Origin of the sequence: Bradyrhizobium sp. Pha-3, from assembly GCF_042258615.1 — a bacterium.
Classification (GTDB): Bacteria; Pseudomonadota; Alphaproteobacteria; order Rhizobiales; family Xanthobacteraceae; genus Bradyrhizobium.
Window position 1 is genome coordinate 3,181,771 of sequence record NZ_CP170152.1, and the last position, 25,090, is coordinate 3,206,860.

Annotated in this window: 20 protein-coding genes and 2 pseudogenes; 16 read left to right on the forward strand and 6 right to left on the reverse strand. The window is 58.5% G+C overall.

Features of this window, described 5'->3' with window-relative positions; translation table 11 throughout:
* Positions 1 to 44: 44 nt before the first annotated feature.
* From ACE10Z_RS14920 to ACE10Z_RS14930, 3 genes are all read right to left on the reverse strand, one after another.
* A complete protein-coding gene (locus ACE10Z_RS14920; RefSeq protein ID WP_375788587.1) occupies positions 45 to 842 on the reverse strand; it encodes an HpcH/HpaI aldolase/citrate lyase family protein in 798 nt (265 codons plus the stop codon).
* Between the two features lie 283 nt (positions 843 to 1,125).
* Positions 1,126 to 2,613 (reverse strand): aldehyde dehydrogenase, encoded by a 1,488-nt coding sequence (locus ACE10Z_RS14925; RefSeq protein WP_375788588.1) that lies wholly within the window; start codon positions 2,611 to 2,613, stop codon positions 1,126 to 1,128.
* Positions 2,614 to 2,708: 95 nt separating this feature from the next.
* Positions 2,709 to 3,851, reverse strand: coding sequence for an alkene reductase (locus ACE10Z_RS14930; protein WP_375788589.1), 1,143 nt, complete (start codon positions 3,849 to 3,851; stop codon positions 2,709 to 2,711).
* A 723-nt stretch (positions 3,852 to 4,574) separates the two neighbouring features.
* Between ACE10Z_RS14930 and ACE10Z_RS14935 the strand changes: the two genes are divergently transcribed.
* The 7 genes and pseudogenes from ACE10Z_RS14935 to ACE10Z_RS14965 all read left to right on the forward strand — a co-directional run.
* Complete coding sequence (locus ACE10Z_RS14935) at positions 4,575 to 5,546, forward strand: sugar ABC transporter substrate-binding protein (RefSeq protein ID WP_375788590.1); 972 nt, start codon at positions 4,575 to 4,577, stop codon at positions 5,544 to 5,546.
* Positions 5,543 to 7,033 carry a sugar ABC transporter ATP-binding protein gene (locus tag ACE10Z_RS14940; protein WP_375788591.1) on the forward strand — a complete coding sequence of 497 codons (1,491 nt, stop codon included), beginning with the start codon at positions 5,543 to 5,545 and terminating at the stop codon, positions 7,031 to 7,033. Before ACE10Z_RS14935 ends, ACE10Z_RS14940 begins: the two co-directional genes overlap by 4 nt.
* Positions 7,034 to 7,041: 8 nt before the next feature.
* Positions 7,042 to 8,052, forward strand: coding sequence for an ABC transporter permease (locus ACE10Z_RS14945; protein ID WP_375788592.1), 1,011 nt, complete (start codon positions 7,042 to 7,044; stop codon positions 8,050 to 8,052).
* Positions 8,053 to 8,282: 230 nt separating this feature from the next.
* Positions 8,283 to 9,761, forward strand: coding sequence for an amidohydrolase family protein (locus ACE10Z_RS14950; RefSeq protein ID WP_375788593.1), 1,479 nt, complete (start codon positions 8,283 to 8,285; stop codon positions 9,759 to 9,761).
* Between the two features lie 45 nt (positions 9,762 to 9,806).
* Positions 9,807 to 11,369: a porin gene (locus ACE10Z_RS14955; RefSeq protein WP_375788594.1), complete on the forward strand. Its 1,563-nt coding sequence runs from the start codon at positions 9,807 to 9,809 to the stop codon at positions 11,367 to 11,369.
* A gap of 481 nt (positions 11,370 to 11,850) precedes the next feature.
* On the forward strand, positions 11,851 to 12,711 hold the full coding sequence (locus ACE10Z_RS14960) for an enoyl-CoA hydratase/isomerase family protein (protein WP_375788595.1): 861 nt from the start codon (positions 11,851 to 11,853) through the stop codon (positions 12,709 to 12,711).
* A gap of 186 nt (positions 12,712 to 12,897) precedes the next feature.
* Positions 12,898 to 13,382 (forward strand): annotated as a pseudogene (locus ACE10Z_RS14965) (IS110 family transposase); the annotation flags it as partial.
* A 452-nt stretch (positions 13,383 to 13,834) separates the two neighbouring features.
* Here the strand turns inward: ACE10Z_RS14965 and ACE10Z_RS14970 are convergent.
* On the reverse strand, positions 13,835 to 14,773 hold the full coding sequence (locus ACE10Z_RS14970) for a LysR family transcriptional regulator (protein ID WP_375788596.1): 939 nt from the start codon (positions 14,771 to 14,773) through the stop codon (positions 13,835 to 13,837).
* A 216-nt stretch (positions 14,774 to 14,989) separates the two neighbouring features.
* On the opposite strand from ACE10Z_RS14970, the gene ACE10Z_RS14975 reads away from it, so the two are divergent.
* The 5 genes from ACE10Z_RS14975 (at position 14,990) to ACE10Z_RS14995 (ending at position 20,532) form a co-directional block, all read left to right on the forward strand.
* Entirely contained in the window at positions 14,990 to 16,219 is a 1,230-nt protein-coding gene (locus tag ACE10Z_RS14975) for a heterodisulfide reductase-related iron-sulfur binding cluster (RefSeq protein WP_375788597.1), read from the forward strand.
* Between the two features lie 22 nt (positions 16,220 to 16,241).
* Entirely contained in the window at positions 16,242 to 16,565 is a 324-nt protein-coding gene (locus ACE10Z_RS14980) for a 2Fe-2S iron-sulfur cluster-binding protein (RefSeq protein WP_375788598.1), read from the forward strand.
* A 6-nt stretch (positions 16,566 to 16,571) separates the two neighbouring features.
* Positions 16,572 to 17,816 carry an NAD(P)/FAD-dependent oxidoreductase gene (locus ACE10Z_RS14985; RefSeq protein ID WP_375788599.1) on the forward strand — a complete coding sequence of 415 codons (1,245 nt, stop codon included), beginning with the start codon at positions 16,572 to 16,574 and terminating at the stop codon, positions 17,814 to 17,816.
* Positions 17,817 to 17,883: 67 nt separating this feature from the next.
* Positions 17,884 to 19,179: a C4-dicarboxylate transporter DctA gene (dctA, locus tag ACE10Z_RS14990; protein WP_375788600.1), complete on the forward strand. Its 1,296-nt coding sequence runs from the start codon at positions 17,884 to 17,886 to the stop codon at positions 19,177 to 19,179.
* A 180-nt stretch (positions 19,180 to 19,359) separates the two neighbouring features.
* Positions 19,360 to 20,532 (forward strand): amidase, encoded by a 1,173-nt coding sequence (locus ACE10Z_RS14995; protein WP_375789835.1) that lies wholly within the window; start codon positions 19,360 to 19,362, stop codon positions 20,530 to 20,532.
* Between the two features lie 334 nt (positions 20,533 to 20,866).
* Here the strand turns inward: ACE10Z_RS14995 and ACE10Z_RS15000 are convergent, their stop codons facing one another.
* Both ACE10Z_RS15000 and ACE10Z_RS15005 read right to left on the reverse strand, forming a co-directional pair.
* Positions 20,867 to 21,730, reverse strand: coding sequence for an SDR family oxidoreductase (locus ACE10Z_RS15000; protein ID WP_375788601.1), 864 nt, complete (start codon positions 21,728 to 21,730; stop codon positions 20,867 to 20,869).
* Between the two features lie 173 nt (positions 21,731 to 21,903).
* Positions 21,904 to 22,329, reverse strand: a complete 426-nt coding sequence (locus ACE10Z_RS15005) for a MerR family transcriptional regulator (protein WP_375788602.1) — start codon at positions 22,327 to 22,329, stop codon at positions 21,904 to 21,906.
* 77 nt (positions 22,330 to 22,406) lie between these two features.
* Between ACE10Z_RS15005 and ACE10Z_RS15010 the strand changes: the two genes are divergently transcribed.
* The 4 genes and pseudogenes from ACE10Z_RS15010 to ACE10Z_RS15025 form a co-directional block, all read left to right on the forward strand.
* Entirely contained in the window at positions 22,407 to 23,429 is a 1,023-nt protein-coding gene (locus tag ACE10Z_RS15010; protein ID WP_375788603.1) for an NADP-dependent oxidoreductase, read from the forward strand.
* A 105-nt stretch (positions 23,430 to 23,534) separates the two neighbouring features.
* Positions 23,535 to 23,960 carry a DUF2147 domain-containing protein gene (locus ACE10Z_RS15015; RefSeq protein WP_375788604.1) on the forward strand — a complete coding sequence of 142 codons (426 nt, stop codon included), beginning with the start codon at positions 23,535 to 23,537 and terminating at the stop codon, positions 23,958 to 23,960.
* Positions 23,961 to 24,085: 125 nt separating this feature from the next.
* The gene (locus ACE10Z_RS15020; RefSeq protein ID WP_375788605.1) at positions 24,086 to 24,505 is read left to right on the forward strand and encodes a hypothetical protein; all 420 of its coding nucleotides are present in this window, start codon (positions 24,086 to 24,088) and stop codon (positions 24,503 to 24,505) included.
* Positions 24,506 to 24,770: 265 nt separating this feature from the next.
* A pseudogene (locus ACE10Z_RS15025) lies at positions 24,771 to 24,931 on the forward strand (efflux RND transporter permease subunit); the annotation flags it as partial.
* Between the last annotated feature and the right edge of the window lie 159 nt (positions 24,932 to 25,090).

Genomic DNA, 25,090 nt, shown 5'->3' on the forward strand with positions numbered 1-25,090 from the left:
GTGGCCTCTTTCCTCGGAACCGGCTCGCAACTTCGGCGGTAAGTCTATTTCGATCGTGTGATGATCGCACGTGCGCGTATGCGCACAGGCTCGTCGACCATGTCGCCGCCCAGCATAACCGCGCCCTCGCCGCTCGAAAGGACGGCTGTTGCCCAGGCAATTTCCTCAACGGTAGGGCGGAAGGCGGCTCTGACCGGCTCGACCTGCTTCGGATGAATGCAAAGCTTTCCTCTAAAGCCAAGGTCGCAAGCATGCCGGGCATCGCTTTTCACCAGCGTCAGGTCATTGATTGCTGTCGTTACGCCATCCACCGGGGATGGAATACCCGCTGTTCGAGATGCCAAAACAACCTCCGATCGCGCGGAAAGCAACGCCTCACGGGAATGGGCAGCCCCTATATCCGCGCAGAAGTCGACGGAGCCGAACACGAGGCGTGCAACTCCTTCCGTTCTGGCGATCGCGTGTACATCCCGGATACCCTTAGCGGTTTCAACAAGGGCGATAACTCGAATTCCCTCTTCCAAGGCGCGTGCGCACACTCGGTCGAGATCCGGCCCTGCCTCGGACTTTGGCAGCACAATTCCGGAAAATTGTCCGCTCAGCGCTGCGGCGAGATCCGCTTCGTGCCATTCTGTTTGCGAGCCGTTGATGCGCACAAAAACCGGAAGACTGGTAAAATTGGCATCTATGACAGACCTTGCGCGTTGTTTTACATCCTGGGGCACCCCGTCCTCAAGGTCGAGGATGATGGCGTCAGCTCCTGAAGCGGCGGCCTTCTCGAAGCGCTCGGATCGATGTGCAGGTGCAAATAGTGGTGCGACGAAGTCGAGTATGTCAGTCATGATGGTTCCCACCGACTGCCTTTGCAAGCGGTCCACAGCTCCAACTGATACAGGTCTTCACGGGCATGAAGCGCAATTCTGTCGCGATCCGATGCGCCGGCACCGGCCAGAGAGTCTGAATAGAATCGCGCGCAGCCTCACGATGTGGTCGAAGCGGGCGCTTGCGCAGAGCATGCGGATAGCATCCCGCATTCCCTGACTATCGTTGACACAGCTGCTGCTCACTTCTTCCCTCAATCCGATTTGCATCATTCAGGAGCGCATTTCGTTCAAAGCTCGCGTTCTAGCGGAGCACGAAAGGATTTGGGACGCTCTCGCCGAGGTTGATCCATATGCATTTGGTCTGCAGATATTCGTTTATTGCAGCTTGCCCGTTTTCGCGACCGATGCCGCTTTTCTTGTAACCTCCAAACGGTGCCATGAAGCTCACTGCACGGTATGTGTTCACCCACACGGTGCCGGCTCGAATTGCGTTAGCCATGGCAAAGGAGCGACGAATATTGGAGGTCCACACACCGCAAGCCAGCCCGTAGATGCTGTCATTGGCGATTGCAATGGCTTCAACTTCATCCTCAAATGGAATGATCGACAGGACCGGTCCGAAAATTTCTTCCCGGGCAATCCGCATGTTATTGGAGACATCGCCAAATATCGTTGGCTCGACGAACCAACCTTGAGCCAGCTCCGGCGCGGAGGGGCGGCCGCCGCCAAGAAGACAACGAGCTCCTTCGCCGCGTCCAATGTCGATATAATGCAGAACTTTTTCTTGCTGCTGTTGCGTCGTGATCGGGCCGACTTGCGTCGCTCCGTCGAGAGGGTTACCGAGCCGTGCCGAGCGGGCGAAGTCCACTACCCTCGCGGATACCTCATCATAAACGGAACGTTGGACCAACAAGCGAGATCCAGCGATGCATGTCTGTCCTGAGGCCGCAAATATTCCTGAAATTGCGCCCTTTACGGCGTCATCGATTTTGGCATCAGCGAAGATGATATTGGGCGATTTGCCACCCAGCTCGAGAGTGACGTGTTTAATATGTCGGGCCGCTTCTGAATAGACCGCCGCTCCCGTGGTATCTCCGCCGGTAAAGGCGACCTTCGCGACTTTCGGATGCTCGACCAGAGCGGCACCGATTTCGGAGCCGAGTCCTGTCACCGTATTGACGACTCCATTGGGGAAGCCAGCCTCCTTGATCAAATCCATAAGCGCTAGAGTGGAGCAAGAAGTAAACTCCGATGGCTTGATGACGACGGTGTTGCCAGCAGCTAACGCAGGCGCCAGCTTCCAGGTCAAAAGCAACAGCGGCGAGTTCCAGGGAGTGATTGCTACCACAACGCCAAGAGGCTCTTGCTTGGTAAACGCGAACACGTCGGTCTTGTCCGACGGTAAAACACCGCCCTCAATCTTGTCCGCCAGTCCGCCAAAATAATAAAACCATTCGGGTATATACCTAAGCTGCCCTAACATTTCGGCAATCAGCTTGCCGTTATCTTTGACTTCGATGGTTGCGAGCTTTTCAGCATCCCGCGCGACCAAATCGCCGAGACGCCTTAGGAGCTTGCCGCGGCCGCTGGGGTTAAGACTTGGCCATGGACCCCTTGTGAAGGCCAAGTGGGCGGCTTCAACCGCTGTCTCGACGTCGTCCTTCCCGCAAAGTGGCACCTCAGCCCAGTCTTGACCGGTGAAGGGATTCGTCGAGCGTAGCCAGCGTCCAGTTGTACTTTCGTACGGCCGGCCGCCGATTTGGTTAAGAAATCGAGTAAGATGAGTCATGGGGCAACCTGCGTTCTACGACCCGCGTCAGCGGCAGCCGTTCATGATGGGAAGATGTGGAAGTAGTGCCGCGGTTCGTCGTCCGGATTGATGCGCTATTTCGCGGTGTTACCTTGGTTGCCCTCCACGCGAGTAGCGCGAGCGTCCGAATTCGCAGGGTCGAGGCCAGAGCTCACTGTCGGATAGTCGGTGTAGCCCTGACTGTTGCCACCATAGAAGGTGCTCGGATCTGCTGCATTCAGAGGAACATCTCTGGTGATGCGAGCGACGAGATCGGGGTTGGCGATGAAAGGTCGTCCGAAGGACACCATGTCGGCCGCCCCGGTCGCGACGGCAAGCTTTGCGTCAGCCGGCGTATAGCAATTGTTGGCGATATAGATTCCGCGAAAAAGCTTCCTCAGTCTCCCGTAGTCAAATTGCATGTTGCGGCGGGTAATGCCCCCGGCTCCTTCCACAACGTGGATGTAAGCAATCCCAATTTCACCCAAGCGCTCCGCAAGATGCTCAAACAGGGGCTGCGGATCAGGATCCGACACATCGTTTGCGGGCGTCACGGGACCCATGCGAAAGCCGATGCGGGACCTACCGATCTCCTCGGCTACGGCCTGAGCCACCTCGATCGGAAAGCGCACACGATTTTCTATCGATCCACCATATCTGTCGTTCCGGACATTCGAACCTTTCTTTAAGAACTGGTCGAGCAAATATCCATTCGATCCATGTATTTCGACACCGTCGAAGCCTGCTGCTATGGCGTTGGCTGCGCCTCGCCTGAATTGACCGACGATGTGGAGAATTTCCTCCGTCGTCAGAGCACGCGGCATCGATGTCCCGCGAAACTCCCCTCCCGCCATGACCTTTGTCTTAGCGACAATGGCCGAAGGTGCCAGCGGCGGCTGATTGCGCGGTTGCAAGAACACGTGAGAGACGCGACCAACGTGCCAAAGCTGGAGAAAAATTCGTCCGCCCGCGGCATGCACGGCTTCGGTGACCTGCTTCCACCTTTTGACGTGATCAGATGCATAGATGCCGGGCGTGTTGTCGTATCCCTGCCCCTCGGGCGATACTTGTGATGCCTCGGAAACGATTAGTCCGGCTGTCGCGCGCTGTCGGTAGTACTCCGGCGTCCATTGCGACACGACGCCCTGCGAGACTCTGTTGCGGGTCATAGGCGACATTGCAATTCGATTTGGCAGGAGAACGTCTCCCAGCGATATCGGCTCAAGCAAACTGACCATTCCGCCTTCCTCTGTGAGCGTCCACGGTACGAAGCTCTTCATTGCTCAGGGCGTTAACGCAGGTGGGAGCCTCGTTGCGATGTTTCCTGACACGGTCGCGCCAGCATCGCATCAGCAAGTTAGGTTTGGCCATTGGAGCTGTCCATCGACGGTGAAGCCGACTGCAATAGATGTGCGCTAGAGTCCTATCTTTACGAAACAGTCGGAGGGCGGGTCGCCTCTCTCCCGGGGCACCGTGGCGACGAATCGGGAGCTATGTTGGTAGGTTGGTCAGGCTAGCTGTCATCCCTCTGACCCACAGCGGCCGCCCAGTGAAGTGCGGACTCTCGCAGCCGGCTCACATCTAGTCGGTAGTTGAAGCTCACTAGTCCGGCTCCGGACTAATTATCGCGACGCATGTTGAGCGCAAGGGAGCGGTTGATGGTAGCCGAGACCCGAAAGCCATTGCAGCGTCGAATCGCAGCGCGAGCAACCAGACTCAAGTTCATTCTAAGATAGCTCTATCGATCGATAGCAAGTGTAGATTGTAGACGACCGCTGCGCGGAAGTCTTGTGCGAGAATCCTACTGATTAAGTTGCTTGTCCTAACCTGCTTTTTCGCGAAGCACATAAAGTTGCGCCCGTTCCGCGGTTGGTCGGGCAAAGAGCACGTCGATGCAACGACGTCAGAAGCTCTCTAGTTCTTCGCGGTCACGGCAAAAGCTGAGCTGGTGAGGGGGAGTCATGGTCGCAAAGAGGATTAGCCGGCGGGTTGCCCTCGGTATTCTGGGGGCGGCTCCTATCGTTCGCATTGTGCCATCGCTGGCGCAGGGCCTCGTATCGACGAGGCCTTGGCGCGTAGCTTACGCCAATACAACGGATGAAATTCCGTTTGCGGTCGCGGTTCTGAAGGGCTTGAAAGAGGCCGCGAGAAAACGACCTCGCTTCGAGATGACCTGGTTAGATAATCGAAACGACGCCGCCCGAGCGGTGGAGATTGCACGCACGGTTGCGTCGAGCGGCTATGACTTGTTCATCGAATACAATTCGCAGCAAGCCGCCAATCGGCCTATCGCAGGCATACTCTCCGAAGAAAAAATCAAGGCCCTGTCGATTCAGACGCCGTTGCCTGGTTATCCAATTTATATGGTCGACAATTGGCGATCGGGATCTGAGGGAGGGCGAGCTCTTGTTGAGCAGGCGATGAAAAAGTGGCCGGGCACTGCGCCCGTAGCGATGGTGATTGGCTCGCCTGAACTCGGCGCGATCTTTCAGGAACGGGCAAACGCTGCCAGGAAAACAATTGAGGAGGGCTTTCCTGGCCTAAACGTTGTGGAGTTTTCGAGCAAGAATGACGCCGGAAACACGCGGCAGTTGGTGTTCGACACGCTGACACGCTTTCCAGGCCAAAAGATCGTAATTTGGGTTCATCTCGATTCAATGGCTTTGGCGGTACTAGCCGCAGCCAGAAATGCAAAGCGCGAATCCGACGTTCTAATTGCGTCGACTGGCGGAGATGCCGCCGTATTTCCGGAAATTCGTAAGGATAACTCGGCTCTCATAGGAACATACAGCTTCTTCCCCGAACTGTGGGGCGAAGATATCTTGAGTATTGCCGAGAAGATTCTTCTCAACGAGCCGGTACCAGAACAAAGCAGGCCTTCCCAAGCTGAGTTTATTACACGGGACAACATTACGCAGTTCTACCCTCAATGACCGTTCAGGCGCTCTTACAGGCCGCGAATGTCGAAAAGCGTTTCGGGGCGACGTACGCACTAAAGGGGGTCACGATTGCGTTGTACCCTGGCGAGGTGCATGCGCTCGTTGGCGAGAACGGTGCAGGGAAATCGACGCTTTCCAAGATCCTGTCGGGTGTTATTCAGCCGGATGGTGGCGAACTGATGCATCGCGGACGCACAATCCGCGTTTCGAGTCCCATAGACGCAAAAAGGCTTGGGATCCAATGCGTCCATCAGGAATTAGAACTCGCTCCAACGCTCTCGGTCGCCGAAAACATCTTTATGGGGGACCTTCCGCGGAAACGCCTGCTCGTTGACCGCTCCAAGATGGAGCAGCGTGCCCGCGAGGTTCTTAATTCGCTTGGAGCTGCCATTGATCCCCAAGCAACGGTACGGGATCTCAACGTGTCGGATCGGCAAATTGTCGAAATCGCCCGTGCACTGGTTCGAAAGGCAAGCGTCCTGCTCCTTGATGAACCGACCGCGGCGCTTCCGTCCGTGGAGGTGACCAATTTACTGGAGTTAGTTCGCAAGCTTCGAGCGCGAGGGGTTGCGGTCATCTACATTTCCCATCGGCTCGAGGAGGTCATGGAAATCGCCGATCGCATTACTGTGCTCAGGGACGGAAGGAAGGTCGCCGAGCTTGTCCCAGGCGAAATCACCAAACAGAGTCTGGTTACCCATATTCTCGGCGAAGAGCTTACATCCAGCGAATTCGAAAAGGTGAGTGATACCGCGCCGCATCTGGTATCAGTCGAATCCCTTCGTAATGGCAAAGATCTACATGACGTGAGTTTTGATGCACCAAAAGGCCAGGTCATCGGCTTCTTTGGCCTGCTCGGTGCGGGACAGAGCTCGATCGCCCGGTCATTGTTCGGTGTTGACGAGCGAGCCGAGGCGAAGAAGTGCGTCATAGAGCAGGTAGCCGGGCTGCCACTCAATCCCGCGGACGCGATACGGCGGAACATCGGTTATGTCCCCGCAGATCGCAGATATGACGGTTTGGCTCTAGGCCTTTCGATTCTTGAAAACATACTTCTGGCCTCGATGCAGAACGTCACCCGCCTCGGCTTCGTCAATAGGCGCCTGGCAAGGCAAATCGGCGGGAATCTAGCCGCCCGGTTCGATGTTCGCATGCGCGAGATCGATCAACCGGTCGCGGACCTAAGCGGTGGCAATCAGCAAAAGATTGTGCTGGCGAAATGGGTTGCCGCCGAGGCGCGGATCCTCCTCCTCGAAGAACCGACGCGAGGTGTGGATGTCGGTGCCAAGGCCGACATCTATAGGAACATTCGGGAGTTCGCCAAGAAGGATGTGCGATGTTGCCTGGTGTTTTCTTCCGATGCTGAGGAGATCGCGACTGTCTGCGACTCTGCCTTCGTTTTACAGAAAGGCAAGATCGTTGCGAAGCTTGGCGCGAACAACTTGTCTGTCAATCGTTTGGTAAAAGAAGCACTCGGATAGGTGGTGTTATGAACCTTCGACCAAAGCTCGGAGAGAAAAATCCGCCGGCGGCGGTGCATCTCGATGGCACCGTGACGCGTCAAAGCGCGAAAGTGCGCATCGACGCGCAAAGCCTCGCGCTCCTGCTCTTCTTGCTGTCTCTTTGCGCCATGTTTGCGTCGATGTCGCCCCACTTTCTGACGTTCTCCAATCTCCGCAACATCCTCTTGTCGGTCGCGGTCATGGGCGCAATGGCGCCTGTCATGACCCTGGTTCTTATTTCTCGCAATCTCGATCTTTCCGTGGGTTCGATATTTGCGCTAACATGCGTCGTCGGCGGTATGGCACTCGAAGAGGGATATCCCGCGTTCATTACGATCACCTACGTTGTTGGTCTTGGTTTGTTATGCGGTCTCATCAATGCCAGTATCATTGTCTGGCTGCGCATCGATTCCATCATTGTCACCATCGCGACTCTTTCAATTATTCGTGGCGTCGCGTTTGTCATTACTAACGGACGAACGACCGTAATTACGGACGAGGCAATTTCGGAGCTTGGTTCCGGCCGGATTGCAGGCGTTCCGTATTCCGTCCTGTTGATGCTCGTCATATTCCTGGCTTGCGGCGTTGTGGCGAAGTACTCGCGGCTGGGGCGTGCGATCTACGCGATTGGATCGAACGTCAACGCCAGTCGTCTGAGCGGCATAGCCATTAACAGACACATCTACTACGTCTTCGCCGCTAGCGGTGCGTCAGCTGCGATAGCAGCCCTCCTGTTCATGGGGCAGGCCGCGGCGGCAATGCCCGGAGCGGGCGTCGGATATGAGCTTCTTGTCCTTACGGCAGTCCTGCTCGGCGGAACCAGCCTGCACGGCGGAGAAGGGCGGATCAGCGGCACGCTTCTCGGCGTAATCATCATCGGCGTGCTCAACAATGGAATGATACTTCTTGGCGTCAACAGCTATCTCCAGATGGCCGCCCATGGCCTGCTGTTGCTCATAGCGGTCGGCATTGACCAGTTGCGTCGGCGGGCGGTCTAACCGTCAGCAGGCGCGATCTGCCGCACGAGCTGGCGCCGGGAGCACAACTCTCCTTTGTGGGTGAACGCCGTGAGGGTTGCCCGCCTGAGTCAAATTGTTTGATCGCTCAGTCCAAACGGTAGGGTGCGGCGACATGCTAAGTCTTGAATTCCTGCATAATCTAACATCCTGAGCGGGTAGGTAAGATGCTTGCGCTAAGCAAAGTCCGGCGGCCTCCATACGATGTGGTCATGAAGCCCTATGGCGCGGCTCTTGTGCGTCTGGCGCGATCGCGAACAGACATCGTGTGCCTGGGGGCCGATCTAACGAGGCAGACGGAAACGGATCTGTTTAGAGATCAGTTGCCGGACAGGTTCTTCAACATCGGAATGGCGGAAGCCAACATGGTCGGCATTGCCGGCGGGCTGGCGCGCGCGGGCCGTACTGTGTATGTCAATACGTTTGGTGTATTTGCCACACGGCGATGCTTTGACCAGCTCGCGATGGCCGTCTCGTATCCCGATTTGAATGTCAAGGTCGTCGGTTTTATGCCGGGCATATCAACGCCGGGTGGTCCGAGCCACCAGGCAATAGACGACATCGCCTTGATGCGAGTATTGCCGAACATGAAGGTGCTCGATCTCGCTGATGCAACGGAGATCGTACAAGCGGTGGATTTAGCTGCGCAGGAGCGCGGCCCCGTATACCTGCGCCTGAAGCGCGGCGAGATTCCGAAAATATTCAGCGACGACCATGTCCTGGAGCTTGGCAAGGCAAACTTGGTTCGGGATGGCGACGAGGTCGTCCTGATTGCATCCGGCATGATGGTGCCAGGCGCAATCGCCGCGGCTGAATTTCTCGCGGTGTATGGCTTCTCCGTTGCGGTCCTAAGTTCGCCCTCGATCAAGCCGCTGGACGTCGCCAGCGTAACGAGGTTAGTCGGTGGCGCTCCGCTCACGCTGGGGCTGGCGTGGCGCGGTCTGCCAGGGATCGAGAATTCTGGCGAGAGGCAGCGGTCTGCCAGCCTGAACGTGGCTGCCTTCGAACTTGATACGGCACGGAGACTCTGCCTTCCGATTTCGGTTCACGTTGGCGGCGAGACCGCCGAGTCTCAGTTCGCCGCGCTCGCGGAGCTCGACATGCTTCGGTCGGACGTTCAGCTTGTGCATATGACAGGAGTGAACGTTCTGCAATTTCGAGAGATCAAGCGCAGCGGAGCGTCGGTGGCGCTGACGCCGTTGACCGAACTTCGCATGGGTTATGGTTTCACCCGGCTCGGAGAGTTTCTGGATGCTGACGTACGGCTCGGAATCGGAATCGACTCGAATGCGCTGGCCGGACACTCGAACCCGTTTGCCCTTATGAGGCTGCTTCGGCTGATCGAGGCTGGTCGAAGGAAGGACGAAACTGTCATCTCCGCGCGTAGCTTGCTCGCCCTCGCGACAATTGACGGCGCGAGGGCGGTCAAGCTCGACCAAGAGATCGGTTCGATCACGCCGGGAAAGAAGGCTGACCTCATCATGCTCAATCCGAACGCATGGAATATGGGGTGGTTCTCCGAAGATCCCGCGGATCTGATCGTTGACGCTGCCGGTCCTGAAAATGTCGACACCGTTATCGTGGATGGAATTCTGGTTAAGCACAAAGGGAGGCTTACGCTGGTCGATCGAGATCAAGTGCTCGGAGGTGCGAAAACGTCGATATCGAACATTGTTCGGCGGGTGGCCTAGATGAAGGTCGAAAAGCCTGTCTGCATTCCGATTTGGAGGGTTAAGATGAACATAGTTAAGTGTCTTGCTTTGGGCTCCGCGGCGGGCCTCATTGTCGTGAGTGGAGCGCAAGCAGCAGATCTTCCCGTCAACGCCAAAGCGGTCGAGTATGTGAAAGTGTGCTCCCTGTATGGTCCCGGATTTTATTACATCCCGGGCTCCGACACCTGTATCAAGTTGGGTGGCTACGTGCGCGTGGATGTCCTAGCGAACACCAACTCGGACGCCACGGGCAACACGGGCCTGCCCGCCGGTGCGAACAACCGCTTCACGAACGGCTACACTTGGCGTTCTCGTGGAGATCTGAACGTCGATACACGCACCGCGACCGAGTACGGCCTGCTTCGTGTTTTCTTTGATGCGACGTTCAGCTGGACTACGGACAGTTACACAAACAATCCGAACGCGGCTGCGCCCGGCTCGAGCATCTACTCGGCCATCGGTGGCGGTGCTGCCGTGTCCCCGGCCTCAGCGCCGAACAACGCCAACGCCGGCGCAGTCGCGGGCGGGGCGGTCGGTGTCAATTATGCATTCCTGCAGTTCGCGGGGTTCACCATCGGCAAGGCGATCTCTCAGTTCAGCGCCCCCTGGACCAACTATCCGGCCAATAGCTTCGACGGTCTCGTCGGTGGAGGCGGCGCGATCCTTGGCGTGAACCAGTTCACCTATACCGCTGAGTTCGGCAGCGGCTTGTCGCTATCTCTGTCCGCACAGGATCCGACGACCTACTACCAGGCCGGTGTGAACAATCTCAGCGCAGGCGGCGCTTACGGGACGAGCGACTACGCCGGAACGATCTCGCCGGACTTTGTTGCCATGCTCCGTGTCGACCAGCCTTGGGGTCTGCTCCAGGCGTCGATTGCTGCGCATGACAACCATGCTGCCTACTACGGCGCCGCCGAGTTGACTGGTCATCCGGATGACAAGTGGGGCTGGGCCGGTCAGTTGGCCCTGTCGATCAAAAACATCCCAACTGGGCCTGGCGACACGGTCAACCTGAATGGTGTCTATACGGACGGTGCGACGCGTTACAATATCCAGGATCTGGCTGGTCAGGCAGGTGCAGCCCAGGTCTACGGGGGCACCAGCCTACCCGGTATTTACCAGAGCGTCGGTATTGGCGTTGCGCCTGACACCATCTTCGCTGCCGGTACTCAGCAGCAGACGATCAAAACCTGGGGCTTCCGCGGAGGCTACACCCACAATTGGGATCCCTATTGGAACACTGGTATCTATGGTGCCTACGCTGCAATCATGTACAACGACACAGCCAAGACCTTGCTCTGTGGCGTCAGTGGCTCGGTCCGCACGGTTCTCGCTTCGGCCCCCGGTACCGGGATCACTAGCTGCAATCCCGACTACAATGTTGCGCAGGTTGGCGTGATCACCCGCTGGACCCCGGTCAAGAACCTGACCTTCTCGGCCGACGTGACCTACACCCACCTCGATCAGAAGTATGCTGGTGTCGTCGCGGCGCCAAGCGCTTCTCTGGCCAAGCCAGCCGCTTTGTACGAGCTGAAGGATCAGGACACAGTGACCATGCTCCTCCGTGCCCAGCGCAACTGGTAAGACCCTGTCGAACAGACAGAGCCGTTAGCTTCCAAGGAAGGCTCCGACATGCCCATCGGGGCCTTCTTGTGTGTCACGCAGAGGATGCGTTGTGTGATCGACTATCCGCCCAACCAGCCCAGGGCCGCCGCTGGATGTGTTCTCGGAACCCAAAGAAGGCCCGGACAGGTTGGAACGCACCGCGCACGGTCAGATATCGAGCTGAAGCCTCTTTTTGCGCCTCAACATGCTTGATGAGGTGACAAAAGGAATCTTTGCTCACGCGTGCTGACAGCGTCCTATTGGGTTCACCACGCGCGAACTCAATGCGATCGCGAGCGCGTTACAGGACGGCCTCATTACCGTAGGGCGTGACCGACACGTCCCTCCTCAAGAGCAAATCCAATCAATCGAGTTTAGAGTCCTAACTGCTGAAACGATAACGAACTAGAAAGCTCGTAGAAGAGAAATCATGGCCGCAGAGAGCTCAAGGAGCCGGACAATGTCCATTACAAACTTCCTTCCGACACCGAAATTCGACGAATACAAAGAGCGCTTCAAGGATTTCTACAAGATGTCCCGCCGTCCGGACGGGGTGATCTTGGTTGAGGCGCACACAAATGGTGGGCCGATTCAGCTCAGCGTTGAGAACCATCGGTCAGTTGGTCAAATGCTGAAGACGGTTGGTGCAGACCCGGAAAACGAGATCATGATTTTTACGGGATCGGGCAAGGAATTCATGATGGACTCGGATCCTGAAGGCTTTGTATTGGAGCAGCAGGACCTCGCCAATTGGGCCTACGAATATGGCTACAAGGACGGCCGCATCAACGTGTCCTCGATGGTCAACGATCTAGAAATTCCGACCATCGGCATTATCAACGGCCCCGGATTCCATACTGAGATGTGCATTATGTGCGACATCACACTGTGTGCTGAAGACGCTGTCATCTTTGATCTGCACTACGACATCGGATCGGTGCCCGGGGATGGCATCCACAGTTGCTTTCAGGAGGTCCTTGGCGTGAAGCGCGCGGCTTATGCGCTCCTGACTGGCGAGGCTATCGACGCAAAAAAGGCGCTCGAATACGGCATGGTGAATGAGGTATTGCCGCGCGAAAAACTTATAGAGCGAGCCTACAAGATCGCTGACCATATCATGACGCAACCGCGCACTACGCGCCGCTGCACGGCGCAGATCGTTCGCCGACCCTGGCGCCGGCAGCTCGCCGACAGTCTTGATTTTGGCTTTGCGACTCAGCTGTTTGCGCATTTGGCTAAAGATGCTCCGACCCATGGCCGCAACCATATCGCCGATACCGTAGCTTACGTGCGCCAAGGAAAGCGAAACAACTTCGACTAAGAACGGCGAACGCGGCGGAGCGGTCCTAATTCGCCTCGGCGAGTGTCCGCTTAATCTTTGCTCAAGGATGGTTCACGTCGTCCACCCTGTACTCCGTCCCGAGCACGCTAGATTTTCGGGCTGCTCGGGACCATCCAGCGTTATCCTCTAGACTCTGCCTGCGTGATCGATTGCTTGTAAGACCGTATGTCCGCCTCTGCCGATGAGGTGGCTCGCCCTACACTGCGCGTCCGAGGGTTGCTCGGCCGAACCGAGCCGATCCTCATCACAGGAGGACGAGCCGTGGCAGATTATAGGCAAGCATTTGTCGGAATCGATGTGGCCAAGCTGAGAAATGCCGTCGCGATTGCGGACGCAGGCCGGGAGGGGGAGGTGCGGTTCTTCGGCGAGGTTGATGCTTCGGCCACCAACATGCGCCGCGTCTTAGGGCGGATCGCCAACCGGTTTGACCGCGTCCACTTCTGTTACGAAGCCGGCCCGACTGGGTATGGTCTTTATGGCCTGATCCGGTCGCTCGACCACCAATGCACGGTGGTGGCGCCATCGCTGATCCCAAGGAAGCCGGGTGATCGTGTGAAAGACGAACTGCCGGGACGCGGTTCTCTCGCGCGGCTACTACGCGCCGCGAGCCGACGGCTGTGTGGGTTGGTCACGACGTCGGCCGAACGCTCCCCGATAGTGGGACGGTCCATATTGGTTGGTAAACGTCAAGCGGCTATGTGATTTAACTGTGGCTGGGTGGAGGCGAGAATGGCTATCAGTCGAGCGAGGTCGACGCAGACCTGCTAGCATCGATGACGTCAAACGGCCGACGGTTCGACGATGCCATCGGATTGTCCGCAAACTGCGCGGCTGCATAGACGGCTCACGCGGGCTGTCCCGTTGGCTTGTTGTGATATTGGATAGGATGGCACGACAAGCCGAAATGTTATGTCACCATTCCTACTGGATGTGATCTAGTAAGCACATGGTGTCGAGCCAGCTTTCAGCCTATTGCAAGCGCAGCACTTGCAGGCTGCGACAAGGATAGTCTTCCGAAGGATATCCGATGTCCATTTTAGAGGAAGCAGCTCGGATAAGCGGTTGCACCGTTCGCCGCAGTTTTGGGCAGACTGTGCGAGTCTCACCGTTTTCGTACCGTTTCGAGGATAACGGCGCGTGCCGACCGTAGGAATCTCTCGACTACGGGCGTCGACGCGCGGTGCTTGAGCCTTTGGATGACGACTGGAAGGCGTTGTGAGCATTCGAGCGGCAGCGCGTGCAGGCCCCACCGGTCGGCGCCATGGCGAAAAGAGTATTCTGTCATGACGGTGAGATACTCTCCTGTCGTGAGGAGTTGCTGGCGCAGTTGCATGGAATAAGTCGCTATCGCTGCATCCGGCACCTTCAGGCCACGCTGCCTGAATTCATCCTCTAGGGTGATACGGGCCATGCTGTCGGTGGCCGCCAGAATCCAGCTCTCCCCCGTCAGGTCCGCCCAGTCGATCCGCTTCCGCGCTGCCAACGGATGAGTTGAGCTCGTCACGACTTTGAGCTTCTCCTCCATCAGGTGCTCGACGAGCAATTCGCTATCGATGTTTCCGTGTGAGCGCCGGCCGAGCAGGACATCGATGCCACGCTCGAGAAGTTCTCGGTATTCCGGCGCTGAAACGCGCGTGCTGGTCTCGAAGACATGCACGGATATTCCGGGATGGCGGCTGCGCAGATGGATAATGATGTCGGCCATCAGGCCACCAGCGATGAAGGCCATGTCGGCACCTACTCGCACGACGCCGCGGCCGCCATCCGTTAGGAACGCGATGTCGCGCATGCCGAGGTCAAGCGTGTCAAGCGCCTGACGCCCGCGCGCGACCATCGCTTCTCCCGCAACCGTGAGCACGACGCCGCGAGGGTTTCGATCGAGCAGACGAACGCCCGCAAAACGTTCCAGGTCCGCGATCGCCTGCGAAACCGCCGGCTGCGTGATCGACAGAAACGCCGCTGCTTTGGCCATGCTGCCGAGCTCGGCGACGACCGTCAGGGTGTGGAGGTCACGCAGCTTCAGCGAGCGTCCAAGCCGCATCCCTCGCGCATCTTTTCGCGTAGGCATAAGGAGTCTTTATATCCTCATTTGAGCTTTGGCAATTCCGCACGCACAGCGCGCCGCTCCATAGTCGACCAATCGGGCCGATACGCTCGAAGGAGCCGGCGAATGGATTTTATTGAGACGCTTAACACGCGCGTGCAGGATGTAGCCTCCGCTTGTGTCGGCTGTGGCAAGTGTTTCGAGGTTTGCCCAATGAAGGAGGCCATCGGCCTCTCCGAGGCTGACCCAAAGCATGTACTCGGCGGCATTGTCGACCTGATCCGCGGCGGCGAAGGCAACGAAGCCGCGCAACGTTGGGCCGGAGCCTGCTCGAGCAGCGGGTACTGCCGCGAGGCGTGCGACTATGGGGTGGATCCCCTCTTTCTTGTGAAGATGGCAAATTACAAGAATGTTCGCCGCCGTGATGGCGACGCGGTCCGCAAAAACGCAGCCGCCTCTTTCCGCCGGGTCGCAAAGTCGCTTAGGATCATATCCAGGCTGCAGCTGGATCGGAGCGAGGTGGCCCGGCTGCAACCGGAATTTAAGCCCGCCACGAACGGGGATGAGCCCGATATCGCTTTCTATATCGGTTGCAACGTCGGCAAGACGCCGCACATCGTCCTCCTGTGTGTCGAGATCCTGCAGGCGATGGGCTTCTCCTGTGAGATCATCGGCGGTTCGAGCGCCTGCTGCGGTATCAACCAGTTTCGCGCGGGCGACGGCGAAACCGCCGGACGGGCAGGCATGGCCGCGCTGAGCCAGATCGAGGCCAAGCAGGCTACCACCAATTTGACATGGTGCCCGAGCTGCCAGTCGCAGTTCGAACACATCATCCTGCCCGCGCACCAGCTCATGACCGGGCGCGATGATCTCGACATGACGCCGTTCTATGTCTTCCTTGAACGCCATCTCGACCGGCTGAAGCCGCTCATGAAGCATGACATGAGTAAGCGGGTCGCCATCAACGAGCGTCCCGGAAGACCCGACGTTGTGCACTCCGTCGAGCGGTTGTTGAGCGAGATTTCGGGCGTCGAACTCGTGCACCTCGACGTGCCGCGGGCCGGGCTGATGTCCACCTATCTGACAGTAACGCCGAAGTTCAAGGAAAGCCTGCGGGTGACGGAATTCGAGGCGGCGGCGCGCGCCGGCGTCACCACGCTGGCAACCATCTTTCACGGCTGCCAGCGCGAACTCTGCAAGTTCGAAAACGGCGTTTCGTTCGAAATCGTCAACGCGGTCGAGATCATCGGCGAAAGCATCGGCATCCGCGTCGAGGACACCTACAAGAAGCTGGCACTTGCTGCCTCCGTAGAAGACGCGCTGGAAAGCTGCGCGCCACTTTTGGCTGAACACGGACTCAATGCGGATGAAGCCCGCAGCGCGCTTCTCGCTGACATGCTCGGGTCACGACCGCTCCAGGGAGCGGTCCAAGAAGTTGTCTGACAACCAAACGCACAGGACGACCATGGCACGGATTGTTTTCAGGACGCCGCAGGGGACACAGCGCGAGTGCGAAGCCGAGATCGGCGAGACCCTGATGGCCGTTGCACGCAATCATGCGATTCCGGGGATCGAGGCCGAGTGCGGCGGCGCGCTTTCCTGCGGCACTTGCCATGTCTACCTCTCGGCGCCTGCGACTGCCGTTCTGCCGGGTCCCTCGGAAGCTGAAAGCAGCATGCTCGAGGTAGTGGCGGCGGAGCGCAGGTCCGATAGCCGGCTGGCCTGCCAGATTGCCGTCACGCCCGACCTGTCTGGGTCGTTCGTCGAAATCCCTGCAACACAGTTCTAGTCCGAAATGAGCGTCAATCCGCAGTCGTCCGGGGGTATCGTTATTGTTGGCGCCGGCCATGCCGGCACCGAGGCAGTATTTGCGCTTCGCTTAGGGGGGCTGGACGGTCCGATCACACTGATCAATGGCGAAGAGACGTTGCCCTACCAGCGCCCACCTCTCTCGAAATCCTTCCTGCAGCACGGCACGGCGGCACCTCTGCGTTCGCCGAATGCATTCGCCAACGCCGGGATCGATGTGATCCGCGGACGGGTGAGAGAAATCGATCGGGCCGGCCAGACGCTGTATTTGGACGGAGGGAAGGAGCTTCGGTATGAGCATCTGATTCTCGCCGTCGGTGCCGAGCCAAACCGGCTTGCTGTGGCAGAAGGCCTGTTCCTAGCCCATCTCAATGATCTGCAATCTGCCGAGCGTCTGCGCGGCGCGCTGCCGAACGCACGTCGCGTGGCCATCATCGGTGCCGGCTTCATCGGAATGGAGTTCGCCGCTGCGGCGGTGGCTCTTGGCAAACAGGTTACGGTCGTCGACCGGGCCGCAAGAGTGCTTGAACGGGCGGCGTCGCGCGACGTATCCCGTTATCTGGAGCATCGACATCAGTCGCGCGGCGTCAAGATCATCCTCGATGTCGGCGTGATCGGGATCCGGTCCCCTGTTTCGTCAGCCTTTGTTCTCACCCTGTCCAACGGCGTGCAGATCGATGCCGATCTCGTGGTCGAAGCTGTCGGAGTCACCCCGAGAATCGAGCTTGCGAAACAAGCTGGTCTTCAGACGGGCAGCGGAATCATGGTCGATCATGATCTTCTGACATCCGATCCGCGAATTAGCGCGATCGGAGATTGCGCGCAATTTCCACGTTGCGACGCCTCCCAAGCTATCGTGCTCACCTCTGTTCAGAATTCGGCCGATCAGGCCAAGTATGTCGCCAGACGCCTTTCCGGGGTTAAGGCTTCATACTCCGCTGTTCCCTGGTTCTGGAGTGATCAGGCGGATGACAAGCTGCAGATCGTTGGGCTTGTCCCGCAATGCGCCGACCGGGTGGTGCGGCGCTCCAAAAATGACCGATCCTTCTCGATATTTTCCTTTCAGAATGATCTGCTCGCTAGCGTCGAAACATTGAATTTTCCAGCAGAGCACGTGATCGCCCGGCGCCTCTTGGGCGCAAGTGTCCCGGTCCGGCCGCAACAGGCCGAAGATCCCAAGTTCGACCTGGCCTCTCTTCTCCGAGCGCCTCCGCAGACCGCAAATGATTGAAACTGCCGAAAGGCCTGAAAGGCCGACCGATCCCTTCAAATCTTCCAGACAACCGAGGAAACAAGACATGTCCATTTCTCTGAGCGAAGGTCTGGGCATGGCGCCAAAGAAGAGTCCGGCGCGTGTTTGGAGTTCCATCTATTTCCAGGTCGTTTTCGCTGCGATATTCGGCATAGGGCTAGGATGGTATCTCCCAGCGCTTGGCGCGGAAATGAAGGTATTGGGCGATTTCTTCATTCGCTGCGTCAAGATGGTGCTTATCCCGATCATCTTTCTGACCATCACCGTCGGTGTTGCCCGAATGACCGACATCAAAAGGCTCGGTGCGGTTGGAATTAAGACGATCCTCTATTTCGAAGTAATCTCGACGATGGCTCTGGCGATTGGGTTAATCGTCGGCAATCTCGTCCAGCCCGGCGCTGGATTCAATGTTGACGTCTCCAAGATTGATACCGCATCGATCACTACATTTCAGAAAACCTCTACGACACTTGCCGATACGGTCTTCACACTGGTGCCGGAAAATATTCTTTGGGCCATGTCCAAGGGAGAGATATTACCTGTCCTGATTTTTGCCGTCCTCTTTGGTGTCGGGCTCTCTCTGAGCGGCAAATTCGCTCAGTCCGCCGTCGATGCGATGGACAGCGCACTTCATGGGTTTTTCGGCGTGATGCGCATTGTCATGCGGCTCGCTCCCATTGGCGCGTTTGGCGCCCTTGCCTTTACGATCGGTAAATACGGCATCAGCTCCGTTGTCAATCTCGCGCTGCTTGTGGCCTGCATGTATCTAACGGCAGCGTTCTTCATTGTGTTTGTACTCGGAGCGGTGGCGCGCATTGCTCGTGTGCCGATGCTGAAATTCCTGCACTATATCCGTGCCGAGATCGCCATCGTTCTCGGCACCTGCTCATCTGAGAGCGTGCTGCCGCAGCTCATGGAGAAGCTGGAGCGCGCGGGATGTCCCAAGCCTATCGTCGGGCTGGTGATGCCTGCGGGCATCACCTTCAACCCGGACGGCAGTGCGATCTATCTGAGCCTTGCGGCGTTGTTCATATCGCAAGCGACGAACACCAGTCTGTCGCTGACAGATCAGGTCGTCCTGCTTGCCGTCATGCTTGTGACATCCAAAGGATCCGCTGGTGTGGCCGGGGCCGCTTTCATCGCTCTTGCGGCCACGCTGGCCACGACTCACGCGCTTCCTGTCGCCGGGCTCGCGCTACTTCTTGGGGTCGACCGCTTCATGAACGAGGCCCGCGCGGTAACCAATACCATCGGCAATGCGCTCGCAACGCTCGTCGTGTCGCGTTGGCAAGGAGAACTGGACGACAAGGCCATGATGCAGGCCCTATCGGCGGAGGAGTAAGCGCCGGTCACCGAGTCGTCGCTTTCAGAGTTCCGGGGGCTTCGATTCCGGATCTGATCGGCCCAAAAACAAGCGCGCCACGAAACGCGCTGCGCATCGAGTTATTAGCCTCCAGCAGGATTGATTATGTCTCCTATCACGCCACCCCGTCCTCGTAGGGATGATCCTGTCGGCGCTTTCATGCCAGGAGAGCGTCTTCATATAGATCCCACAGGCTCGGGACCGTTAGATGGCCTCACCTGTGGCGTCAAAGACGTCTTCGATATTGCGGGAGCGACAACGGGCTTCGGCAATCCTGTCTGGGCGCGAACCCATCCGCCGGCAACAGCGCATGCCTGGGCCGTCGAGCGTGTGCTCTCTCGCGGTGCGCGCGTGGTGGGTAAGACCATCTCGGACGAGCTGGCCTTCAGTCTCAGCGGCGTCAATCACCATTATGGCGCCCCGCTCAACAGCGCTTCGCCCGATCGCCTGACCGGAGGCTCATCCTGCGGGTCGGCAGCGGCTGTCGCCGCAGGGCTCTGCGACTTCGCGCTGGGAACGGATACGGCCGGCTCCATCCGTGCTCCCGCGAGCTTCTGCGGTCTGTTCGGCTTTCGCCCCACCCATGGCGTAGTGTCGACTACTGGGGTCTGCGCACTTGCGCCCTCCTTCGACGTAGTCGGATGGTGCGCGCGCAAGCCTGGGATACTCGAACGAGTGGGAGACGTGTTGTTGCCGCCGGACCAACTCGGTCTTGAATCATCGGTAATCCACTGGGATATCGAGGCTTGGAGTATTCCGGAAGTGTGTGACCCATCGCACCGCGTTCAGATTGCCGGTCTCGTGTCCCCAGACATCCGGCTTGAGGACGGAGAAGTGAGCGAACAGGGGCTCGACCTCTGGTTCGAGACGTTCCGGACATTGCAACTGGCGGAGGTCTGGGCGCAGCTGAAGGACTGGCTGGAGACCGCAACACCCGCGCTCGGACCCGGTATTGCGGAGAGGATGAAACTCGCTCGAAGCGTGACCGCTGAGCAGGTCTCGGCCGCAGCGGCTCTGCGCGACGAGATTCGCCGCCAACTGGAGCGAACCTGGCGGCGGACACAAGTGATTGTGGTTCCCACCGTTCCCGGTGCAGCCCCGCTGCGGTCCGCTTCAGTGGAAACGCTTGAGGCCTATCGGCGGCACGCCATGCGTCTTCTTTGTGTGGCGGGCCTTGGTGGATGTCCTCAGGTGACGCTTCCGTTCTTGCGCATGTCCCATGCACCACATGGACTTTCGTTGATCACACCTCCCGGTACTGATCGTCAGCTACTCACGCTGGCGCACCGAATTGCTGCGAAGTTCGCAGCTTTGGATTTGGAGTGGACGTGATCGCACTCCCCGGAGGGCTGTGACCTCGGGGTAGGGTGGCGCTATTCGACAACGATCCCGTCGACATCATTGAACTCATTGGCATGCAGCGGCGACTACGGTTCACAGTCGATCATGTTATCAGGCGCAGCACCATCGTATGGTTCGGTCGGGATGCCTTGCCATACACACCGACTATGGCTGCGCGAGCCTGTATGCCGTGCCGTGAACCTGTTCGGCGGAAGCTACCGATTCGTCCGGGAGACGCAGGGCCCAGGCCGGCAGGTGGGCGATGGTCCGGCCGCTTTGATCGGAGGGCACGATCGTCGTCGACGCGTTGACGAACCGCGCGGGGTTATCGAGGCGTCAGACCCAGCTTCCTCGCGAAGATGCGGTCCACCGCCCGCTTGGGCAGCAGCCGCGGCAGGGTCCAGTTGAACAGGGCGTTCTTGACTACGGCGTAGCGGGTCTTCGGCTTGTCGACGGTCAGCGCCATGAGCACCACGGCGCCCAGCCGTTCGGGCTTCAGTCCTTGTCGGCCGGTCTTGATGAAATAATCGTTGACCCGTTTCGCCGGCCCCTCGTAGACGGTGCCCGCGAGATAGCCGATATCGGTGGCCTCGGCCTTGTCCCAGATGGCGGTGACCACCGCCCCCGGGCCGATGATGATCACGTCGATCCCGAACACCATCAGCTCGCGCCGCAGCGACTCCGACAGCCCCTCCACCGCGTGTTTGGAGCCTACGTACGCGCCGACGAAGGGCGCGCCGAGCTTGCCGGCCATCGAGCTCATGTTGATCACCCGGCCGGGCCGCGTCTGGCTGGTCGGCGTCGCCGCCAGCAGCGGGGCGAAGGCCTGGGTCACGCGCAGCAGACCGATGACATTGACATCGAACACCTGCTGGATTGCGCTGATCGGCTGATAGAGCAAGGGTCCGCCCAGGCCGATGCCGGCGTTGTTGACCAGGCCGAACAGCGATTCGCCGCCGAGCGCCGCCTTCACCTGCTCGGCGGCGGCGACGACGGAGGCCGCATCGGTGACCTCCAGGATGATGGGGGTGATCTTGCCCCGCGTCGAGGCCGAGGCCTTGCGCAGCGGCTCGCTTGCGGCCTCTGAGCGCACCCCAGCGAAGACGTCGTAGCCCGCTTTGGCCAGGGCCACGCTGGTCGCAAAGCCGATACCGGTCGACGCGCCGGTCACCACAACTGTCTTAGACATGTTCGTCCTCTGGCTTGTTCGTCCCGCCGCGCAGCCTGCGGTGCGAACACTGATCGCCACAGCCCTAACCCTTAAGTGTGGTTGAGGGTCAAGCGGTAATGGCGAAATCGGCCAAATCGGAGAACGTGCGATCGACATTCGCGGCGCCGACCATGGCGGTCTAACGCAATCCGTTACCTGTCCAAGGCCTGCGTCCGCTGCGGGTCCTTGAACTGCTTCAGAACGCGGTCGATGTTCGCTTCACAGGTCAACCCCTCAGGCCTGTTCTCAACATCAGCGATCAAGGCCTCGATCTGCAATCGCGTCCGCCGCAGGCGCTTTTCCATCGCGCTGATGTCGTCGACCTTTTTCCGCAGGGCGTCGAGCAAAGCTCCATCGTAGCCGCCGGACAGGTCACCGGGCATGAGGCGGCGAATTTCTTCGAGGGTGAAGCCGGCCTCTTGGGCGCTGGTGATGATGTTCAGCGCCACGAGCGCAGCGGGCGAATAGATCCGATAGCCGTTGGCCCGCCGGTCGACGCTGATCAGGCCTTGGGCTTCGTAGAAACGAATCCGGGATGCGGTGAGCCCGCTGCGTTTGGCGAGTACTCCGATTTGCATGATTTCTCCAATGCTGCCGCTTGACCCTCAACCTAACTTAAATGTTACGGACGAGGCAGTCCAGGAGCGAAAAACGAATGCTTGCATACGTCCTCACGCGATACGGCGGCCCGGAAGGCTCGGCGTTGATGGAGTTCCCGGAACCAAAGCTTCGGCCGCGTGACATCCTCGTCAACGTGTGCGCGGCGGGTCTGAATCCGGTGGACATCGGATTTCGGCAAGGAAAGCTCCGGCCCGTTTATCGGCTGAAGCTTCCCCAGGTGCTCGGCAATGAGTTTGCAGGCGAGGTGGTCGCTGTCGGCGGTCAGGTCACACGGTTCTCCGCCGGCGATCGGGTGTTCGCCCGGGTCGAGAAGGATCGGCTGGGCGCCTTCGCAGAACAGGCAGCTGTCGGTGAAGACTGCGCCGCCCATATGCCCTCCAATATGGATTTCGAGGAAGCGGCGGGCGTACCCCTTGCGGCGCTGACCGCGCTCCAGGCCTTGAGGGACGAACTCGGCGTGAAGCCGGGGCAGAAGGTCTTCATTTCGGGCGGTGCCGGCGGCGTCGGCACGTTCGCGATCCAGATCGCCAAATGGCTGGGCGCGCATGTGACGACGACCGCTTCGAAGCGGGGAGAGGCCTCGGTGCGCTCGCTCGGGGCCGATGAGGTGATCGACTATACGAGCGACGATCTCTCAAGGTTCGGAAAGGACTTCGACGCGGGCTTTGATCTGATCGGGGGCGAGACCTTGGACCGGATGTTCAAGATCATGAAGCCCGGGACCAGGATCGTCTCGGTCGCCGCCGTTCCGGAGCCGCAGACCGCGCGGCAGGATCTGGGCGGTCGCAGGATTCTGGCCGTAGCCTTCTGGGCCATGAGCTACGGCGTCAGGCAGCATGCGCGGCGCGCGGGCGTCGGCTACAGATTCCTATTCATGCATCCGAGTGGGAGCGATCTGGCTCTGCTCGCGGACCTGATCGAACAAGGTCACCTTCGGGTCATCATCGACAAAACCTATCCCTTCGCCAAAATCGCCGAGGCCCTCGCTTACCTTGAGACCGGTCGCGCTAAAGGGAAGGTCGTCGTCATCCAACGAATTTCGTCCTCTCGACCGTAAGCGTCCATCTAGAATGAACGCGGGGATGATCAACGCCCGTCAGCGCGCCTACAACGTCGACGCCCAGCCCGCCCGCGAACTCGTGAAGAGGAAGGAGTAGACCCCATGGGACTTGTCTCAAGCATGACGGCAGCTTGTTTGGCGCTGGTTATCGGAATTGCGACATCTGGCAACGCGAACGCTCAAACAGACGGTGATCTGTCTGGTATCTGGCTGACGCAGGATCAGGGCTCGACCGTTCGTATCAGTCGCTGTAGCCGCGGGTACTGTGGATCCATCGTCAACGCCACAAAAGGTGCCGTCGATGCAAACAACCCGGATCTGAGACTAAGAACACGACCGCTGGAAGGCTTGATGATCCTTCAGGCGCCTGCTCCGACGGCAGACGGTTTTGAAGGCCAGCTTTACAACCCGAGAGACGGAAAGAGCTATTCCGGACGGCTTGTAGTCACAGGAAAAAACTCACTGTCAATAACTGGATGCGTGATGGGGGTCTTTTGCAGAGCCCAAACTTGGGTCCGTTCCCAATAACTTCAGTCAATAAAATATGCCTCAAAATATGCCTTATCGCCGGCGATCTGACGGAGCCCAAGGACTGATGGTTAGCTGTCGACAGATATGCCCGTACCCATCGATCAGTGCTGCGGAGACGAGACGTGCGGATTTTCAAATACTTGTTGATACTTGCAGTACTTTTGAGTGCCGCGTTTCAGATCGTGTACGGGTGTATTCTCTTTGCTAATCCGTCATTTATCGGGAATGCACTACAGCTAGGTGATGTGGGTTCGAACGTTGCGCTGCTTTCGGTCACCCAATTGTACGGCAAACTATTCATCACATTGGGTCTGATGTCTGGTCTTGTCGCTTACTTGATACATAAAGAGTTGTCCGTCGCGGTCGCTTTCGTTCTGTTGATTTCTGTCAATATGCTTTTCACCGGAGTAATAGCGTTCAACATGACCAAAAATCCGGCTTACCTCTACGCCGATTTGGGGCGAGGCGGCGCAATTTTACTGCTGTTATGTATGTACCGATTTTTGTACCTAAAACGGGCAATGTCGATTGCAGCAAAGTAGCGATCTTCGTGTCCCTTATTGCGCGTCAAGCCGGAATCGTGATGGTACTTCCGAAGGTCACTCTGCACTAACATCCATCTGGCATCGGTGCTGCGCGGGCACAACGCCCAAGCACCTGCCTCGGTCGCTTCCATCCTCAGGTAATGAAGACGTGGCGGCGGGTCCTGCTACGGCGAAGCCAACGGCCGAAGCTGTCGTGGGAGCGGTTCGGCGGCGAGACGTGATGCTTGCGCAGACCCTGCGGACCCTCGAGGACGACGGCTTCGTGCAGCGCCCGCTCGCTACCGTGTCATTGACGGCCTGATCAGCGCGACCTTGCTCACGTTACTGGTGCTCCCCGCACTCTATTCCTGGTTCGGCCGTGCACGACCGTCAGTCCGTGTGGCCGCGGGCGATGCCCCCTATGCGCCGCAACCTGCCGAGTGAACCTGCAACTAATACCAATTCCAAAGCGTTCTTCTAAAGCCAAGGTCGCAAGCATGCCGGGCATCGCTTTTCACTAGCGTCAGGTCGTTTATTGCCGGTCGACTTCCGCAAGGGAATGGAGGGGCTCACCATTCGGGCCACGCGAATTGATTGGATGGA